The sequence below is a fragment of the Solibacillus sp. FSL K6-4121 genome (assembly GCF_038002585.1).
Classification (GTDB): domain Bacteria; phylum Bacillota; class Bacilli; order Bacillales_A; family Planococcaceae; genus Solibacillus; species Solibacillus faecavium.
This window is the reverse complement of the sequence record NZ_JBBOCS010000002.1, coordinates 1,570,368-1,587,320: the sequence shown is the minus strand read 5'-3', so window position 1 is coordinate 1,587,320 and position 16,953 is coordinate 1,570,368. Positions and strand designations below refer to the sequence as shown.

Sequence of the window (16,953 nt, the reverse complement as noted above, 5' to 3'; positions counted from 1 at the left end):
AAAAAAACTAAAAAACAACTACATTCGAAAGAATTAGCAGGAGGTAATTACTATGCCACGCGTTAAAGGCGGAACAGTAACACGCGCTCGTCGCAAAAAAGTTTTAAAATTAGCTAAAGGTTACTACGGTTCAAAACATACATTATACAAAGTAGCTAACCAAGCAGTAATGAAATCAGGTCAATATGCATACCGTGACCGTCGTCAAAAGAAACGTAATTTCCGTAAATTATGGATCACTCGTATCAACGCAGCTGCTCGCATGAACGGTTTATCTTACTCTCGTTTAATGCACGGCTTAAAAGTAGCAGGTATCGAAGTTAACCGTAAAATGTTAGCTGACTTAGCTGTAACTGATAGCGCAGCATTCACTCAATTAGCTGACGCAGCTAAAAAAGCAGTAGCTAAATAATTTTTGACCTTGTCAAAAATTATTTCTGCACCGAAAGCGTAAGCGATAGGTGCAAGATAATTAGCAATTACTTTTATAATTAGACTGGTAGGGAATTTTCCTTATCAGTCTTTTTTCAAATTGAGGAGGAATATGTTTATGGCATTGGCAGCACTTTCATATATAGTAGTCGTTTCACTCATTTTGTGCATCTATATGTATATTGATAAAGAACGTGCAAAGAAACAGGAATGGCGCATTTCAGAAAAAACATTGCTGACGCTTGGATTATTAGGTGGAGCATGCGGTGGTGTGTTAGGAATGTATTTATTCCGGCACAAAACAAAGCATAATACATTCGCATTCGGCTTTCCATTAATGGCTGCAGTACATATTTTTCTATTAGTACAGCTATATAGTAGTATTTAATGAAACACAATAAGGAAGTATTTTCCTTATTGTGTTTTTTGTTTTGGGGCATTTATTGTTTCTCATTATTCCTACATAATTGGTTTGTATTATAAATAGCTGTAATTTATAATATATTCAGAAAACTATTTTAAGGGGGTTTTTTTATGATAGTCTCAACAAATTTCATACAGTCACCAGTATTTGCAATTATGGTAGATGGGGAATAAATGAATGAGCAAATACAATGAACAGCTGTCGCATTTACAAGTGCCTAATGAAAAGGAAATTCCACTGGAGCTACAGGAAATTTTCGATGGTCATGTAGAAAAGCAATTAGAGCAAAATGGCTTCGTGAATAACTTATTTAAAGTACTTCCTTTAAACGCTGCGCAATATAAAGGATTTTTAGATTTTAAATATTCCTTGTTTAATGAAGAAACATGCTATTTATCAACAGCAGATAAAGAAATGATTGGACTTGTTGTGTCTTCAACAAACAATTGTAGCTACTGCTTAACAACGCATAGCGATATATTGCGTGGGCTGACTAAAAATCCAGGTTGGGTAGACCAGCTTACATATAATTATCGTTCTGCAAAGCTGACGGATAAACAGCGAGCTTTATGTGATTATGCATACCGTACTACACGTTATCCGAATGAAATTACTACAAAAGAAGTAGATTTATTGCGTGAAGCTGGATTTAATGATCATGAAGTTTTAGAAGCGGCATTTACAGTAGGCTTCTTCAATTATACAAACCGCTGGGTAAGTACAATAGGTGCAATTGCAAATGAAGGTCATTACGGACATAATCGATAAATAATGGGTGCTACAGTTTAATGTAGCACCCTGATTCGTTCAAAGTATTCAATCTTGCATTAATTGTTCAATTGGGTTTTTCCAGTTAATTTTCGCGTTAGGATAATTCATTAAAATTTCTTTTTCTAAATATAAAAAATCCTCTTTCGTGAAGCCTTGAAGTTTCATCGAATCATGGACGAAGACGAAAATGCTGACGACATCAAATGCATTTTCAGTCGTACCTAAATATTTTTCACCTTCAAATAATGCTCCTTTATACGTAATGAAAAAGTTTTTCCGAATGTTCTTTACATCATCATAAAAATAATAGTGTCCATTTTCATAGGCCTCATCTAATTTACGCTTCGGGTCAGTTAAATAGCGTACCCCTTTGTAAAATATGTAAATGATGAGAAGGATAATGGCAAACCGTATTAATATAGCCATAAAACTTCCTCCTTGCTAGCGGTGTTTCTCTGCTATACGATTAAGTAGTAGAAAAAGTTTCAATATTTTTAGCAAAAGAGGGATTTTATTATGGAATTTAGTCAATTATTTGAAATGCAGAAGCAGCTTGACCGGTATATTGAAGAAACACAAAATATACAACATGACGTTTTTGATGAAAAAGGACTCGCGCTATTGGTTGAGCTTGGAGAGTTGGCAAATGAGACGCGCTGTTTTAAATTTTGGTCCACAAAAGGTCCGTCGGAGCGAAATGTTATTTTGGAGGAGTTTGTAGATTCAATTCATTTCATGCTATCACTTGGGTATATGCGTGATTTTAAACTGGATGAATGGCCCGTTGTAATGGAGAAAGCGGATTTAACAAAGTGTTTTATTACGGCAACACAAACGGTTCTTACCTTCCTGCAGCACCAAACAGAGGAAAACTATAAAGACATTTGGACGCAGTATAGCTTAATTGCCTACAATTTAGGTTTCACGGTAGAGGATATTATAGAGGCATATAAACTAAAAAATGAAAAAAACTATGAACGTCAACGTAATGGCTATTAAAACAGTTTTAATTAGTCAGCAATAAACTATTTCACATTTCGAAATATTGGCGCTATAATAGGTAAGAGTAACTATTAGGGGGATATCCACATGACAAAGCTAGATGCTACATTACAAATGTTTAAAGATTTAACAGATGCAAACGGAATTCCAGGAAACGAACGCGCTCCACGTGAAGTAATGAAAAAGTATATTGAGCCATTTGCAGATGAGATAGAAACTGATAACTTAGGTAGCTTAATTGCAAAAAAAGTGGGCGATGAAAATGGTCCAAAAATTATGGTTGCTGGCCACTTAGATGAAGTTGGCTTTATGGTAACTCGCATTGATGACAAAGGTTTTGTATTTTTCCAAACAGTGGGCGGCTGGTGGAGTCAAGTTATGCTTGCTCAACGTGTTACAATTACAACACGTAAAGGGGAAGAAATTATTGGGGTTATCGGTTCAAAACCACCACATATTTTACCGGCAGATGTCCGCAACAAAGTAGTGGATATTAAATCGATGTTCGTAGATATCGGTGCTACTTCCAAAGAAGAAGCGATGGAGTGGGGAGTACGTCCAGGGGATATGATTACGCCGTACTTTGAATTCCATGTCATGAAAAATGAAAAGCATCTTTTGGCTAAAGCATGGGACAACCGTATTGGCTGTGCCATTGCAATCGATGTTTTAAAAGCATTAAAAAACGAAAATCATCCAAACATCGTATACGGTGTAGGGAATGTACAAGAAGAAATCGGCTTGCGCGGTGCAAAAACATCAACATTTAAAGTACAGCCAGATATCGGTTTTTCAGTAGATGTAGGTGTTGCTGGAGATACGCCAGGTGTAACATCAAAAGAATCTACTTCAAAAATGGGTGAAGGTCCACAAATAGTTGTATTTGATGCATCGATGGTTTCTCATACAGGATTACGCGAATTTGTACTTGATGTGGCAGAAGAAGCGGGCATTCCATATCAATTCGAGGCAATGGCAGGCGGAGGCACGGATGCGGGCAGTATTCATATTACAGCAAACGGTGTTCCATCATTAGCAATCGGTGTTGCTACACGCTATATTCACTCGCATGCAGGTATTTTACATCGTGATGACTATGATAATGCCGTAAAACTAATCGTAGAAGTAATCAAGCGATTAGATCGTGAGACAGTAAATAAAATTACGTTTGAGTAGTAAAAGGGTGTATTCAGGAAGGGTTCAACCTTTCCTGAATATACCAATTTTTTTATTTTATATATAACTTATAATTATCCCTACCACTATTTTTAGCTTCGTATAATGCAATATCTGCGTTTTTAATTAAATCGGATTTAGTGATTTTTTGAGAAAATGTCGCCATTGCAATCCCCATACTTGTAGTAACCGTTAATTTTTGTCCTTTGATTTTCCATGGTTGCTGCATTTTATGTTTAATTCTTTTCGCAATTTCAACGGCATTTTCGATATTCTGTATGTTGGGTAAAAGAATAACAAATTCATCACCACCCATTCTTGCCACAGTATCATGACTTCTAATAGATTGTTGGATTCGAGCTCCAAACTCCTTAATAACTGCATCGCCTATATCATGGCCGTAAGTATCATTAATTACTTTAAAATGATCTATGTCTAAAATAACTATTGCTAAACCATTGTTTTTGTTTAAAAACTGTTTTTTAGCTGATGCAAATCGTTTATTGAATAGAAGACGATTCGGAAGTTCCGTTAAAGCATCGTGATAAGCAAAATGTTTAAGTTTAGATTCGTACTCTTTCCTTAAAGTAATATCTCTTGTAAGTATGACTAAATGCTGCAACTCATTTTTATGATTAAAAACTGGTTTCCCAATGGATTCGCACCAGAGCATTTCTTCATTCGCATTTTTCTGTTTGAATTCAATAGTGAAGGCTTCCCCTGATTGTATTGATTTCTTAGCTACATCTTTTATGCGTTCCTGATCAGTAGGATGAATATTATGTACAAAATCTTTCCCGAGAAATTCGTTACTTTGATAGCCTAATACATTTTGATAGGAAGGGGAGACATAAATAATTTTACCATCCTTATTAACGAGTGTTATTAAATCATTGGCGTTTTCTGCAATAATTCGAAATCGATTTTCACTTTCCTCTAACTTTTCAATATTTTTCATCAAGTCTGTTACATCTTTTAAGATTCCGTAAAGTCCAATGACGACACCTTCCACGATAAGCGGTACAATTTTATAAAGGATATTTACATAGTCTCCACTTTTATTTTTAATAATTATGTTGTAGCTTTTAGTTGTTCCTTTAATTGCATCATCAATAATTCTGTTTAATTCTATGTCTTGTAATTGTACTAGCATATTAAAGGATTTCCCGACTACTTCTTCAATTTTATAGCCAGTAATTTTCTCGCTTGCCTCATTTCCATCTGTAATATAACCCATATTATTTAGAATAAAAATGCCATCTGTATTATGAAAAAATAATGAATGGAAACGTTCATTGTTTTCTATAGCATTACTTGCCATTTCCTTCACAGAAGAAAGAGTTTCTTTTTCTTTTGTAATATCTCGTACAACTGTAACAATTCGATCGACTAAACCTTGTTTGTTTAATAGCGGTGTTAAAACCGTTTCAAAATAGTGCTTTTTTTGTCGTTCTTCGATAATTTCATAAGTATCTTCATACGTAAAACTAGTTTGACTTATAACAACTTTTCTAAATTGTTCATATAAAAATTCTGCTTTATCTAATCGCTTCTCAACTTCCTTAAGACTTAAACCAATAATATCTTTTGTTAGACCAACACGTTCCTTCGCGGCTTTATTAATAAACTGAAACTGAAAATCATCATTATTAACGACTTCAAGAACAAAAATCATATCAGTGATACCGTCCATTAGAACTTCCTTAAAAAAATTATTCAAAATGTAACATCTCCTAACTTATTAGCACCAATTTTATATTATTCTTTTCTAAAATAAGTCTGGATATCTTCATAGACAAATTCTGTACCTGGAATTTTTTCATTGTTTCTACGTAAAGTACTTAACTTGTTTATAACAGATGCTAATCGATCTTCTGCTAAGCGGTTTAAGGTAGTAGCTACTCCGTAAGAAAACAAACCGTTATCCTCTTCATTCACCCACTTCAAATCTCCGCTTAATTCAAATTCTTCATATAAAAGAGTAAATCTAATATGAAATTTCATATTAGTGTTGATTGGCAATTTTAAATTAGAGTGTATTTTTAGGCCACCCAAGCTGATATTATCAACAATAATAGGAGTATTACCTAATTGAACTTTATTTCCGTTCACTTCACTGATAGTCATTTGCCCCAGTAGCGGAACAGAAAATTCGAATCGGAAAAAACGTCTTCGTTCATTAATAAGTGGCTTTCGATTAGTTTTTTTAGGCTTTAAATAACCAATTGTTAAAAGTTTTTCGAATTCATTAATTTGAACAGGTTTAGAAAAAAGGTATCCTTGTATAACGTCACATTCTAATTGTTTGAGAAAACTAAGTTGATCAAATTCTTCGACACCTTCTGCGACTACCTTCATATCTAACAGTTTACTCAAATGTAAAGTAGCAGAGATAATCCCCCTATCAACACCATTTTCATGTGTAATATTTTGAATAAATAATTTATCGATTTTTAATGTGTCAGGTTTAAATTGACGTATAGATGCTAATGAAGCATAACCTGTACCATAATCATCTACTGCAAAACGTATACCCAGTTCTTTTAAACTTTGAATTATAGAATAGATTCCTATTTCATTATTTAATATCGTACTTTCGGTTATTTCAAACTCAAGAAAAGAAGGATCAATTTGATATTGTTCAATTTGTTCTTTAACAAATTGCAATAAGTCCGTTTTCAGAAACCGTGCTGGTGGTATATTAATTGCAATAGGTTTTATCGGTAAACCTTTTGCTTTCCATTCATAAAGATGAGAACACACTTTTTGAATAACCCAATCTGTGATGGGATTAATCATATGATTTTCTTCTGCAAGCGGGATAAACTCACCTGGAGAAATCATTCCCCACTCTTTATGATTCCAGCGAATCAATGCTTCAGCACCACAAATAAACTCTTGCTTTGAATCAACTTGAGGTTGGAAGTATAATTCAAATTCCTGATTTGAAATCGCTTTTCGCATATCTCGGTCTAAAACATATTTTTTATATGATGAAATATCAGCTAGGTGGGAAGAGAGTTGATATTTATTCTTTCCTTCCCGTTTTGCCTGATAGAGAGCTGTATGGGCATTTTCCAATAAAATATGCTTTTCTCGTCCTTCCTCAGGAAAAAAGGTGATGCCGATACTAGTAGAGACGTATAATTCGTAGTCTTGAATTATAAATGGCTCGCTAATTCTTTTTATAATTGTTCTTGCAAGGTTATATACGTCTTCTTTATCATGGAAATTTTTATAAATCATAATAAAATCGTTACTACTTAAACGAGCTAAATAACCATCTTTTGGAGTCAATTCTACAAACCGGTTAGCAATAAATTTTAATGCTTCATCGCCAATCGAATAGCCTAGTGAGTCATTAATGATATTAAACCGGTCTAGGTCTAATGAGAAAATAGCGAACGGTGTATCATCTTTACAAATGAGATCCATTTGTTGGAAAAGGCTTTTTTGATTGGGGAGACCAGTGAGATCATCAAAATTTGCTAAATAAATTAACTTTTCTTTAATTTCCATTTCATTTGTAACATCAGTAACTAAGCCAAATATATTAGTGACTTGTCCGTGTTCATCAATCTTAGGAACAACTTCTTCTAGCAACCATTTTATTTTCCCGTTATTACTTTGAAATTGATAAATAGTTTTAAAGCCTTCTCCTACTTCTAGCTTCTTCATACACCTTTCTATTTTAGGTATGGAATTTGGATGAATCATGTCATACCAAGATTTTGGATTGATATACAATTCTGAAACTGGAATATCCAAAATTTTCTCCAATCCTTTCGAAACAAACAAAAATTTCCCACCTATTGTTTCACGCATCCATATCCCGGAGGATAAATTGTTATAAATATTTCTATAATTTTCATTTTGGTCAACTAATTGATTTTCGAGTTGTGTTTCATAGGTTACATCTTTAATTACACCGATGATTTTAGAAGGTTTACGATCTTCATAAAAAACTTCTGCTTGAACTTTTATATACATTAACTCTAATGTTTTGCCATGTACAATACGGAACTGATTTGTATAGTTTTTGCCATAAATCATAGCATCTCTAACTTTTTCATATGCATCTTCTTTATCGTGTGGATGAACTAATTTAAATGGATTTTCCATACTTATGTAATTGTCAGGCTCTAGTCCGAAAATGTTGTAAAAATTTTCTGAGCAAAATAGTTTGTCCTCATTAATTTGATATTCCCAACTACCGACTGTTGCAATTTGCTGTGCATAATTCAAATGTTTCTCATTTAATGTTAGTTGCTCTTTTAACCTTACTTTATCGGAAATGTTAGTAACAATTAAATAAACACCCTCAACTTCTTCATTATTAATAATGGGTATAAAGGTAAGAGCAAGAAACATGCTCTTATCTTTTTTATTTTTCACCTCAATACTGCACTTTTCTGATTTTCCATTCAGAGTTTTGAGGAAAATAGAGGATAAAAGATCGTAGTTTTGTTCAGATAAAAAATCTTTAAGCTTATTTTTATGATTGATCGTTATTCCAAATAAAGAAGAAGCTTTTTTACTATCTAAAGTAACAATATCGGCATCTCTTGAAAATATAACAATTAAGTCGGGATGATAAATGGCAAGAGATGAATAATAATTTAGGAGATCATTTATACTATGGTTCTGGTTAAAACTAGTGTTAGGTATGCTATCCTTTTTAGTGAATATTTTCTTCAGTTTATTAACTTTTTTATTATTCCTCATAAAATCTCCTTAGTTCTTAATTTTTAGAATCATCAGAATATCATAACTATTAATAATTTGATATAAAAATCAAAGGTTACTTTACCTAATAAATTTCTATGTTATATTTACCCGTAGACATTATAAAATAACCATTTATATTGAATCATTTTTTTAGTTTTTATATAAATATAGTAATAAAATAAAAATTTATTAGGTATTTTGTATTATTTATTGGATATTATTAAAAATAAAAACATTAAAAATAGACTATGTTTACTCGTGAGGTGGTAATTTAAATGATATAGAAATAACGTTTTTTTAGCCGAAAGAAATTTGGGCAATTGAATTAATTAAAGGGCGGTTATCTAATGTTGCCGTTCTAAAAGATTTAAATAGGTAACCTTATATATCTCTAATAGATTGGTCACATAAAGATGATACGTTAATCTATATAATTCGCGAGAAAGGTGCATGGCTGGATTTTGCATAAAGATGAAAACAAAAAGTAAAAGAAGGAACAGCATTTTCTGAGATTTGGACGAGGAAAGAGGTCACTCAAAATGTGCAGGAGAAGGAATTTATGAAAACATGAGTGATTGCAGTAGTTACCAGAAGATGAAACTCACTGTAAAGACAGTATTTATAAATAATCTATGTGTTATTATATACAGTGAATTTGATGAGGAAATTAAATTTTTAATGTATTACCCTAACACGTAGTAATTGAAGCAAAAGTAAAAAAACATTAATTTCTCCGAAAGGAAAAATTAATGTTTTTCTTTTGAACTCACTTTACAGTTACTTTACACTATGCAACTCCGTGAGTTTTGTTTCAATGGAATTGATTAAATCTTTAGTTGCTTGGGGTACGAAGGTTTCTAATACAGAATTAATCATTATGCCCATAAATCCACCTGCAGATAAATCTAAACTGCCAGTCACTTGCACAGAATCATTACTGTTTTCAGAAATCTTAAAGTAGCCACTGCCTTCAAAGTTATCAGAAAGCCCTTTTAAGTCGAAGTTTACTTCAGACAGCTCAGTAAATTCTTTCATATCAACCTGTAACTTAATCGTCTTTTTCGTAAAGCCTAAATCCGCTAAATAAATCCACGTAAACTGTGATTCATTTTGTACTTCATGGGCTATATAACCGGGCATTAATGGTGCCCAATTATTATAATCCTTTAAAAAGTCCCATGTAACTTGATTAGATATTGGTAAATCAACTGTATGTGTAGCATTTGGCATAATGATTCCTCCTTATTTTGTTTTAAGTGAATTTTCACAAAAAACAGTTCTTTAAAATATTATGCTTAAAAGTGAATGGGAATTCAATGGTAAATTAATAATTTTCTATCTGTGAACTAAAAATTGTCGTTCAAGTAATTTTTTTATCATAACTGTCTAACTACTGAATATGTATAATTATTGAATAATTTAATTAATTATAAAAATTTATATTAATTCGCTTGATTTTATATTTATGCATATGTATAATGAAAATCAATATAAAGCTTACAGAGGTGTGTTATATGAAATTATTGGAAGAGGTTCAATTAAAGCCTGTTGAAAGTCTGAAGGGAAAAGACTTATTAACGCTACTTGACTATACAAGTGAGGAAGTAAAGCAATTGCTTGAACTCGCTACACAACTAAAAATAATCACTAAAGCGGGAAAATGTCCACGTCTACTGGAAGGTAAGACGCTCGGTATGATTTTTGAAAAAAGCTCAACTCGTACTCGTGTATCCTTCGAAGTTGGTATGCAACAATTAGGTGGCTATGGGATGTATATGAATGCCCGGGATATGCAAATTGGACGCGGAGAGCCAATATCAGATACTGGAAAAGTTTTGTCCGGCTATTTGGATGGTATTATGATTCGCGCTAATTCCCATGCAATGGTTGAAGAGTTAGCCGAGTATGCTACTGTGCCAGTTATTAACGGTTTAACAGATATCGATCATCCTTGCCAAGCATTGGCGGACCTTGAAACAATCGCCGAAAATAAAGGTGAACTAAAAGGATTGAAAATAGCATACATTGGGGATGGCAATAATGTGGCGCATGCACTTATCGTTGCTGCTGCACATGTAGGAATGCATGTATCCGTTGCTACTCCTGTAGGATATGAATGTAATGAGAATATTATTGAAAAAGTGCAATACATTGCTTCCCAAAATGGTGGGACAGTATTTGTAACGCATGACCCAGTAGAAGCTGTAACTAATGCAGATGCCATATACACTGATGTATGGACTTCGATGGGGCAAGAAGAAGAAACGGAAAAACGATTAAAAGATTTTACTGGTTATCAAATTAATGACGCACTCGTTGCGCATGCTAAGCCAGATTATATGTTCTTGCATTGTTTACCGGCACATCGTGAGGAAGAAGTTGCGACATCAGTTATTGATGGACCAAATTCCTATATATTTGAGCAGGCGGAAAATCGTTTGCATGCTCAAAAAGCAGTTTTAGTATCTTTATTAGCATAAAGATCTAGGAGATGGTGTCCTGCGGGTTGCAGGCACATCTGCTTTCGTACAGATTTGCAAGCAGGTAGGGCGAGCAAATTATGTAGTAGTCCAATATGAATAACAACGGGAGACGCTGTGACGATTTATAGCAGGATTACAAGTGATGTTTGTATTCAAGATGGAATGCTTCATCGCTACATAGTAAAAGCAATCTGGGAGACGCCAGATTGCTTTTTGTTTTTTATTTAAAAATCACTGTATATACTAATAATGGGTCATACTAATTTTAATTAACAAATTGTTGGGCCAATTTTTGGGTGAATTCATTGCGCTCATTTTCATTTGCGCTTTTCCACCATGTTTCTAAAAATACTCCGAGTCCAGGTAACAAATGTTCCTCACCTCGTGCAATTGCATCATTAACAATATCCTGAAATTCTGCTGCATCTGAACCCATTACGTTTGCAGTGATAGCTTGCCGAATTTGAAAATCCATATAAATATGAAACCTCCTTTTCCCATACTTTGTACCAATTTATCAACTTTATACATTGCATTGCGGTATAGATTACGAAAAATTTATGATAGAATGTAACTTCGAGTACTGAAAAAGGACGGGAAATTATGAAAAGAATAGAATCTACACAAAACAGTCTAGTGAAGCATTGGAAGAAGCTTGTTACTCAGCGTAAAGAGCGGGAGAAAACAGAAGAATATATAGTAGAAGGCTTCCATTTAGTAGAGGAAGCTTTAAAGCACAAAGAGCAAATTGTTCAAATTATTGTTCGAGAAGGCGTTGATTTACCTTTATTATGGGCAATTGATGATGTGACAATAGTATACGTTAACGAAGCAGTTGCAAAGGAAATTGCAGAAACAGAAAAATCACAAGGTGTATTTGCACATTGTAAACAGCGCTCAATTTCAGAGGATGAACAATATGATTGGCGTAAAGTTCTCTTAGTCGATGCCGTTCAAGATCCAGGCAATATCGGGACAATGATCCGCACTGCTGATGCAGCAGGAATAGATGCTGTCATTTTGGGGAAAGGTTGTGTCGATCCATTTAATCCGAAATCATTGCGTTCTGCACAGGGTTCACATTTTCATATTCCTGTTATCCGAGGAGATTTAATGGAATGGATTGAAAATTTACAAGCAGATGGAGTTCGTGTATACGGTACTTCATTGGAAGAATCAATATCCTATAGAGATATTGAAAAAAGTGATGCATTTGCACTAATAGTAGGGAATGAAGGCAGCGGTATAAATCCGCAAATTTTGGCAAAGACAGACCAAAATGTTATTATTCCGATTCTAGGTGGTGCAGAATCATTGAACGTAGCAGTAGCTACTGGAATTTTATTATATGCATTTGTTAAATAATACAATAAAAAACACAGGGGTTCATAGTATTTCACCTATGAAACCCTTGTGTTTTTGGCATTTAAAGGCATTATTATGTAAATAAATCCAGTGAAATAGGGCAAATGTATTTTTCTGATTAGTCCCAAAAGAATTACTTCATTATGTTCATAGAAATGTCATTTTTGAAATCGAGCTGTTTATTCGCTCGCAATTGCGCGGTTTTACTGTATTTTTCGTTATTATTTTAAAATACCAATAAATAAAAGCGCGAAAATAGTAAGAATTAAGGGTTTTTTCCAATTTGATGTTTTGACACTTATTTGTTGTTTAACTAAAATCTAAGTAGGTTAGACAAGCGCTTGAAGTTGCCGCACGAAAAAATAAAATAATGCTTTCGAAAAAATTGTGCAAACTGTTAATTATGGACTTCAATCTAAATTTCCTACTTGGTAATGATGGATTGGGGGATTATCCATTATATTTAACACTATATGCATAGTGTTAAAAGTTGTAAGTGAATTTATTCAATTGAATTGCACTATTTTCACTATTTTATTTTCGCTCTCAGATGAAAGCGCTTAAGCAAGATCTAACAAGCTTTATTTAATTGGAAAGGAGTCCAACTATGAAAGTAAATATGAAGGGAACATTAATCTCTTTCATGGGACTAGGAGCTATTTTATTAGCAGGCTGTAACGACAAGTTAGCAGTACTTGATCCTAAAGGTCCTCAAGCTCAAAGACAAGCCGACGACACAATGTTATTAATTTATCTAATGTCAGGGATTGTTCTAGCAGTATTAGCAATTATGGTGTTTATGTTAGTTAAGTACCGCGCTTCAAAACAAAGTCCAGATTATGAGCCACCGCACATTCACGGTCACTGGCTTGTAGAGTCAATTATGATTGGTATTCCTGTAATTATCGTTATTTTCTTATCGTTCGTATCTGTAAAGAGTAACTATATTGTAGAAAATGTTCCTCAAGCATACGAAGATCAGGAGCCATTAGTAATTTATGCTTCATCATCCAACTGGAAATGGCATTTCAGCTACCCAGAGCAAGGAATTGAAACAGTAAACTACTTATACATTCCTGCTGGACGAGCTATTGAATTTAAACTTTATTCTTACGGTCCAATTACAAGTTTCTGGATTCCACAACTTGGTGGTCAGAAATACGCGATGGCAGACATGGTAACAACTTTACATTTAGCTGCTGATAACCCAGGCGAATTCTGGGGACGTAACGCGAACTTCTCAGGTCGTGGTACAGCAGAAAATATATTTGATGTAACGGCCTTAACGCAAGCAGAATTTGACGAGTGGGTAACAGAAGTTCATGAAACAGCTGCACCTCTAACAGAAGAAAAGTTTGAAGAATTATTGGAGCCAGGTCATCTTGGTAAGTCAACTTATACAGGTACTCATTTAGAGTTCTCACCAGCTCCTGAACACAACCACGATTCTTCAGATGAAGATGATGAAAAAGAAGAAGAGGATCACTCTTCACATTAATTTTGAAAGTAAGCACTTTTGAAAGGAGTAACTACTATGTCGGAATTTTTTGCACAGTTTGCAGTTCCACACCCAAGTACCTTGATTTATATCGCAATGGCTTCAATAGTTTTAGGAAGTATCGCGTTAGTAGCTGTTGTTACTTACTTTAAATTATGGGGTTACTTATGGCGTGAATGGATTACAACTGTTGACCATAAAAAAATCGGTATCATGTATTTAATCGTCGCTTTAGTAATGCTATTCCGCGGCGGTGTCGATGCTGTAATGATGCGTTTACAGTTAGCTGTTCCAGAAAACAGCTTCTTAGATGCACAACACTATAACGAAGTATTTACAACTCACGGGGTAGTAATGATTTTATTCATGGCAATGCCATTCATTACTTTCTTCTTTAACTATTTAGTACCATTACAAATCGGGGCACGTGACGTTGCGTTCCCACGTTTAAACAACTTAGCGTTCTGGTTATTCTTCATGGGTATGGGATTATTTAATATCTCATTCATTATCGGTGGATCACCTGATTCAGGATGGACTTCTTATTTCCCATTAGCGGGTAATGAGTTCAGTACATCCGTTGGTACAAACTACTACATGCTCTCGCTGCAAATCGCGGGTCTTGGTACGTTATTGACAGGTATTAACTTCATAACGACAATCTTTAAAATGCGTGCGCCTGGTATGACATTATTCAAAATGCCAATGTTCACTTGGTCAGCGCTTATCTCAAACTTAATTATCGTATTTGCATTCCCTGTACTAACTGTAGCTTTAGCTATGGGTACGATGGATCGTCTATTTGATACTAAGTTCTTTACTATCGGTGATGGTGGTATGGACATGCTTTGGGCCAACCTATTCTGGGTTTGGGGTCACCCTGAAGTATATATCCTAATTTTACCGGCATTCGGTATTTTCTCTGAAGTTATTTCGACATTCTCACGTCGTAATTTATATGGCTATAACTCAATGGTATGGTCTATGATCGTAATTTCAGTATTCTCGTTCGCTGTATGGACTCACCACTTCTTTACAATGGGTCAAGGTGCATTCACGAACTCGATTTTCTCAATTACAACAATGGCTATTGCCATCCCAACAGGGGTTAAGATTTTCAACTGGTTATTCACAATGTATAAAGGGAAAATTGAAATGACAACGCCGATGTTATATGCGATGCACTTCATTCCTTTATTTACACTAGGTGGGGTAACAGGTGTTATGCTTGCGATGTCAGCAGCTGACTACCAATACCACAATACTATGTTCTTAGTAGCTCACTTCCATAACGTAATCATTCCTGGTGTTGTTTATGCGATGTTAGCTGGTTTAACGTTCTACTGGCCGAAAATGTTTGGTTTCATGTTAAATGAACGTATTGGTAAAGCTACTGTTTGGGTAATGTCTACAGGTTTCGTACTTGCATTCATTCCAATGTATATTACTGGTTTAGACGGTCAAGCTCGTCGTATGTACACATATTCAGAATCAACAGGATTCAGCATGTTGAACATGGTATCATTCGTTGGTGCTGGTATTATGTCTGTTTCATTCTTAATGCTTGTATGGAATATTTGGTACAGTTTCAAAAACTCTCCACGCGACATTGGATCAGATCCATGGGATGCACGTGGTCTAGAGTGGGCGACACATACACCAATTCCACACTATAACTTTGCAATTACTCCAGACGTAACTGATTCAACTTCAGAAGCATTCTGGGATTCTAAGAAAAACGGCACGAAGTTATTCAAAGGTGAAATTAAAGATATTCATATGCCGAATAACTCAGGTCAAACATTTATTTTATCAGTATTCTTCTTCATCGGTGGTTTCGCTCTAGTATTCAGTATGTTTACTTTGGCAATCATCAGCTTAATCGGTATTTTAGCTTGTATGGGTTACCGTTCTATGGAGGACGACCATGGCTATCATATCCACAAACATGAAGTGGAAGAAACAGAAAAAAGCTATGACAAAAAAGGAGGTGCGAAATAATGGGTAAAGTAAATAACAATGTTCCTTTAGAGTATTCTACTGAAGAAAATAGCTTAAAAATCTTTGGTTTTTGGACTTTCCTAGGTGCGGAGATTATGTTATTCGGTACATTATTCGCATCATACTTCACACTAGTGGATCGTACAGGTAACGGTCCAACTGGTGCGGAAATTTTCGAAATTACTCCAGTATTAGCAGAGACATTCATCCTGTTAACATCAAGTTTTACAATTGGTCTAGCCATTCATGCGATGCGTCTTGGTAGTAAAAAAGCGACGTTGACATTTATGGGTATTACATTACTACTTGGTGCGGCATTCTTATCTGTCGAAATTTATGAATTTGTACACTATGCACATGTAGGTGCAGGTATTACTGTAAGTGCCTTCACTTCTATCTTATTGACAACTTTAGGAACACATGGTCTTCACGTAACATTCGGTTTATTCTGGGGTATCTTCCTTATGATTCAAATCGCTAAACGTGGTCTGACTTCAGTAACAGCGGGTAAAGCATTCGTATTCTCACTTTACTGGCACTTCCTAGATGTAGTTTGGATCTTCATCTTCAGTTTCATTTACTTGAAAGGAATGATGTAATCTATGGCAAAGTTCTTTCCAATAGGCCAAATTATGGGCTTCGTATTTTCACTGATTTTAACAGTGATTGCAATGCTTGTTTACTTCACAGATATGTCATTCACAACTGGAATGATCATCCTGCTAGTAACAGCATTCATTCAAGCAGGTTTACAGTTCATGGTATTCATGCATGCTGGTGAAACAGAAGACAAATGGGCTATCTACTCAAACATCATTTACGGTCTTGGTTTAATCGTACTTACTATTTTAGGTACATTATTAATTCTAATCTGGGATATGTAATCGTTAAAATTTCTCCAGCTAGTTGAAAAGTATTCAGTTATACATTAAACTAGTTGGAGAATATATTACGAAATGCTTTGACCGGGAAGAGTAGGTATACAACATTTGTTTTAGGGAATGCAAGCCATGACTGAAAGCTTGCTAACAAATTGTATAGCGAAGTTCACCCCGCGAGCAGCATCCGGGAGC

At 34.6% G+C, this 16,953-nt stretch carries 16 protein-coding genes and 1 other annotated feature (1 of these 17 cut by a window edge); of the genes, 11 read left to right on the top strand and 5 right to left on the bottom strand.

The features are described 5' to 3' along the window. The first annotated feature begins 52 nt into the window (after window positions 1-52). The 3 genes from rplT (at window position 53) to MHH95_RS17710 (ending at window position 1,624) form a co-directional block, all read left to right on the top strand. On the top strand, window positions 53-412 hold the full coding sequence (rplT, locus tag MHH95_RS17720) for a 50S ribosomal protein L20 (protein ID WP_191700544.1): 360 nt from the start codon (window positions 53-55) through the stop codon (window positions 410-412). A gap of 138 nt (window positions 413-550) precedes the next feature. After that, entirely contained in the window at window positions 551-820 is a 270-nt protein-coding gene (locus tag MHH95_RS17715; RefSeq protein WP_340728649.1) for a DUF1294 domain-containing protein, read from the top strand. Between the two features lie 213 nt (window positions 821-1,033). Continuing rightward, entirely contained in the window at window positions 1,034-1,624 is a 591-nt protein-coding gene (locus tag MHH95_RS17710; protein WP_340728648.1) for a peroxidase-related enzyme, read from the top strand. Window positions 1,625-1,672: 48 nt separating this feature from the next. Here MHH95_RS17710 and MHH95_RS17705 read toward each other — a convergent pair whose 3' ends face one another. Beyond that, complete coding sequence (locus MHH95_RS17705) at window positions 1,673-2,053, bottom strand: sigma-w pathway protein ysdB (RefSeq protein WP_340728647.1); 381 nt, start codon at window positions 2,051-2,053, stop codon at window positions 1,673-1,675. Window positions 2,054-2,143: 90 nt separating this feature from the next. Here MHH95_RS17705 and MHH95_RS17700 point away from each other — a divergent pair, with 90 nt between their 5' ends. Then, window positions 2,144-2,626 carry a dUTP diphosphatase gene (locus MHH95_RS17700; protein ID WP_191700540.1) on the top strand — a complete coding sequence of 161 codons (483 nt, stop codon included), beginning with the start codon at window positions 2,144-2,146 and terminating at the stop codon, window positions 2,624-2,626. Between the two features lie 90 nt (window positions 2,627-2,716). Then, a complete protein-coding gene (locus tag MHH95_RS17695; RefSeq protein WP_340728646.1) occupies window positions 2,717-3,805 on the top strand; it encodes a M42 family metallopeptidase in 1,089 nt (362 codons plus the stop codon). 52 nt (window positions 3,806-3,857) lie between these two features. On the opposite strand, the gene MHH95_RS17690 is transcribed toward MHH95_RS17695, so the two are convergent. The 3 genes from MHH95_RS17690 to MHH95_RS17680 form a co-directional block, all read right to left on the bottom strand. Beyond that, entirely contained in the window at window positions 3,858-5,525 is a 1,668-nt protein-coding gene (locus tag MHH95_RS17690) for a sensor domain-containing diguanylate cyclase (RefSeq protein WP_340728645.1), read from the bottom strand. A 38-nt stretch (window positions 5,526-5,563) separates the two neighbouring features. Further along, window positions 5,564-8,530: a bifunctional diguanylate cyclase/phosphodiesterase gene (locus MHH95_RS17685; protein WP_340728644.1), complete on the bottom strand. Its 2,967-nt coding sequence runs from the start codon at window positions 8,528-8,530 to the stop codon at window positions 5,564-5,566. A gap of 780 nt (window positions 8,531-9,310) precedes the next feature. Then, a complete protein-coding gene (locus MHH95_RS17680) occupies window positions 9,311-9,763 on the bottom strand; it encodes a CoxG family protein (RefSeq protein WP_340728643.1) in 453 nt (150 codons plus the stop codon). Between the two features lie 284 nt (window positions 9,764-10,047). Here MHH95_RS17680 and argF point away from each other — a divergent pair, with 284 nt between their 5' ends. Beyond that, on the top strand, window positions 10,048-11,013 hold the full coding sequence (argF, locus tag MHH95_RS17675; RefSeq protein WP_340728642.1) for an ornithine carbamoyltransferase: 966 nt from the start codon (window positions 10,048-10,050) through the stop codon (window positions 11,011-11,013). A 268-nt stretch (window positions 11,014-11,281) separates the two neighbouring features. Here argF and sspI read toward each other — a convergent pair whose 3' ends face one another. Beyond that, the gene (gene sspI / locus MHH95_RS17670; protein ID WP_340728641.1) at window positions 11,282-11,491 is read right to left on the bottom strand and encodes a small acid-soluble spore protein SspI; all 210 of its coding nucleotides are present in this window, start codon (window positions 11,489-11,491) and stop codon (window positions 11,282-11,284) included. Between the two features lie 128 nt (window positions 11,492-11,619). On the opposite strand from sspI, the gene MHH95_RS17665 reads away from it, so the two are divergent. The 5 genes from MHH95_RS17665 (at window position 11,620) to qoxD (ending at window position 16,764) form a co-directional block, all read left to right on the top strand. Beyond that, window positions 11,620-12,381, top strand: coding sequence for a TrmH family RNA methyltransferase (locus tag MHH95_RS17665; protein ID WP_340728640.1), 762 nt, complete (start codon window positions 11,620-11,622; stop codon window positions 12,379-12,381). A 607-nt stretch (window positions 12,382-12,988) separates the two neighbouring features. Continuing rightward, a complete protein-coding gene (gene qoxA / locus MHH95_RS17660; protein WP_340728639.1) occupies window positions 12,989-13,879 on the top strand; it encodes a cytochrome aa3 quinol oxidase subunit II in 891 nt (296 codons plus the stop codon). 36 nt (window positions 13,880-13,915) lie between these two features. Then, entirely contained in the window at window positions 13,916-15,880 is a 1,965-nt protein-coding gene (qoxB, locus tag MHH95_RS17655) for a cytochrome aa3 quinol oxidase subunit I (protein ID WP_340728638.1), read from the top strand. Continuing rightward, window positions 15,880-16,479, top strand: a complete 600-nt coding sequence (locus tag MHH95_RS17650; protein WP_191700528.1) for a cytochrome (ubi)quinol oxidase subunit III — start codon at window positions 15,880-15,882, stop codon at window positions 16,477-16,479. Before qoxB ends, MHH95_RS17650 begins: the two co-directional genes overlap by 1 nt. A 3-nt stretch (window positions 16,480-16,482) precedes the next feature. After that, window positions 16,483-16,764: a cytochrome aa3 quinol oxidase subunit IV gene (qoxD, locus tag MHH95_RS17645; RefSeq protein ID WP_340728637.1), complete on the top strand. Its 282-nt coding sequence runs from the start codon at window positions 16,483-16,485 to the stop codon at window positions 16,762-16,764. 68 nt (window positions 16,765-16,832) lie between these two features. Further along, window positions 16,833-16,953: a binding site (T-box leader), on the top strand (it continues 109 nt past the right edge of the window).

Excerpts from the sequence above, each read along its gene's own strand:
- rplT (WP_191700544.1), top strand. The coding sequence starts at position 53 with ATGCCACGCGTTAAAGGCGGAACAGTAACACGCGCTCGTCGCAAAAAA.
- MHH95_RS17715 (WP_340728649.1), top strand. The coding sequence starts at position 551 with ATGGCATTGGCAGCACTTTCATATATAGTAGTCGTTTCACTCATTTTG.
- MHH95_RS17710 (WP_340728648.1), top strand. The coding sequence starts at position 1,034 with ATGAGCAAATACAATGAACAGCTGTCGCATTTACAAGTGCCTAATGAA.
- MHH95_RS17705 (WP_340728647.1), bottom strand. The coding sequence starts at position 2,053 with ATGGCTATATTAATACGGTTTGCCATTATCCTTCTCATCATTTACATA.
- MHH95_RS17700 (WP_191700540.1), top strand. The coding sequence starts at position 2,144 with ATGGAATTTAGTCAATTATTTGAAATGCAGAAGCAGCTTGACCGGTAT.
- MHH95_RS17695 (WP_340728646.1), top strand. The coding sequence starts at position 2,717 with ATGACAAAGCTAGATGCTACATTACAAATGTTTAAAGATTTAACAGAT.
- MHH95_RS17685 (WP_340728644.1), bottom strand. The coding sequence starts at position 8,530 with ATGAGGAATAATAAAAAAGTTAATAAACTGAAGAAAATATTCACTAAA.
- MHH95_RS17680 (WP_340728643.1), bottom strand. The coding sequence starts at position 9,763 with ATGCCAAATGCTACACATACAGTTGATTTACCAATATCTAATCAAGTT.
- argF (WP_340728642.1), top strand. The coding sequence starts at position 10,048 with ATGAAATTATTGGAAGAGGTTCAATTAAAGCCTGTTGAAAGTCTGAAG.
- sspI (WP_340728641.1), bottom strand. The coding sequence starts at position 11,491 with ATGGATTTTCAAATTCGGCAAGCTATCACTGCAAACGTAATGGGTTCA.
- MHH95_RS17665 (WP_340728640.1), top strand. The coding sequence starts at position 11,620 with ATGAAAAGAATAGAATCTACACAAAACAGTCTAGTGAAGCATTGGAAG.
- qoxA (WP_340728639.1), top strand. The coding sequence starts at position 12,989 with ATGAAAGTAAATATGAAGGGAACATTAATCTCTTTCATGGGACTAGGA.
- qoxB (WP_340728638.1), top strand. The coding sequence starts at position 13,916 with ATGTCGGAATTTTTTGCACAGTTTGCAGTTCCACACCCAAGTACCTTG.
- MHH95_RS17650 (WP_191700528.1), top strand. The coding sequence starts at position 15,880 with ATGGGTAAAGTAAATAACAATGTTCCTTTAGAGTATTCTACTGAAGAA.
- qoxD (WP_340728637.1), top strand. The coding sequence starts at position 16,483 with ATGGCAAAGTTCTTTCCAATAGGCCAAATTATGGGCTTCGTATTTTCA.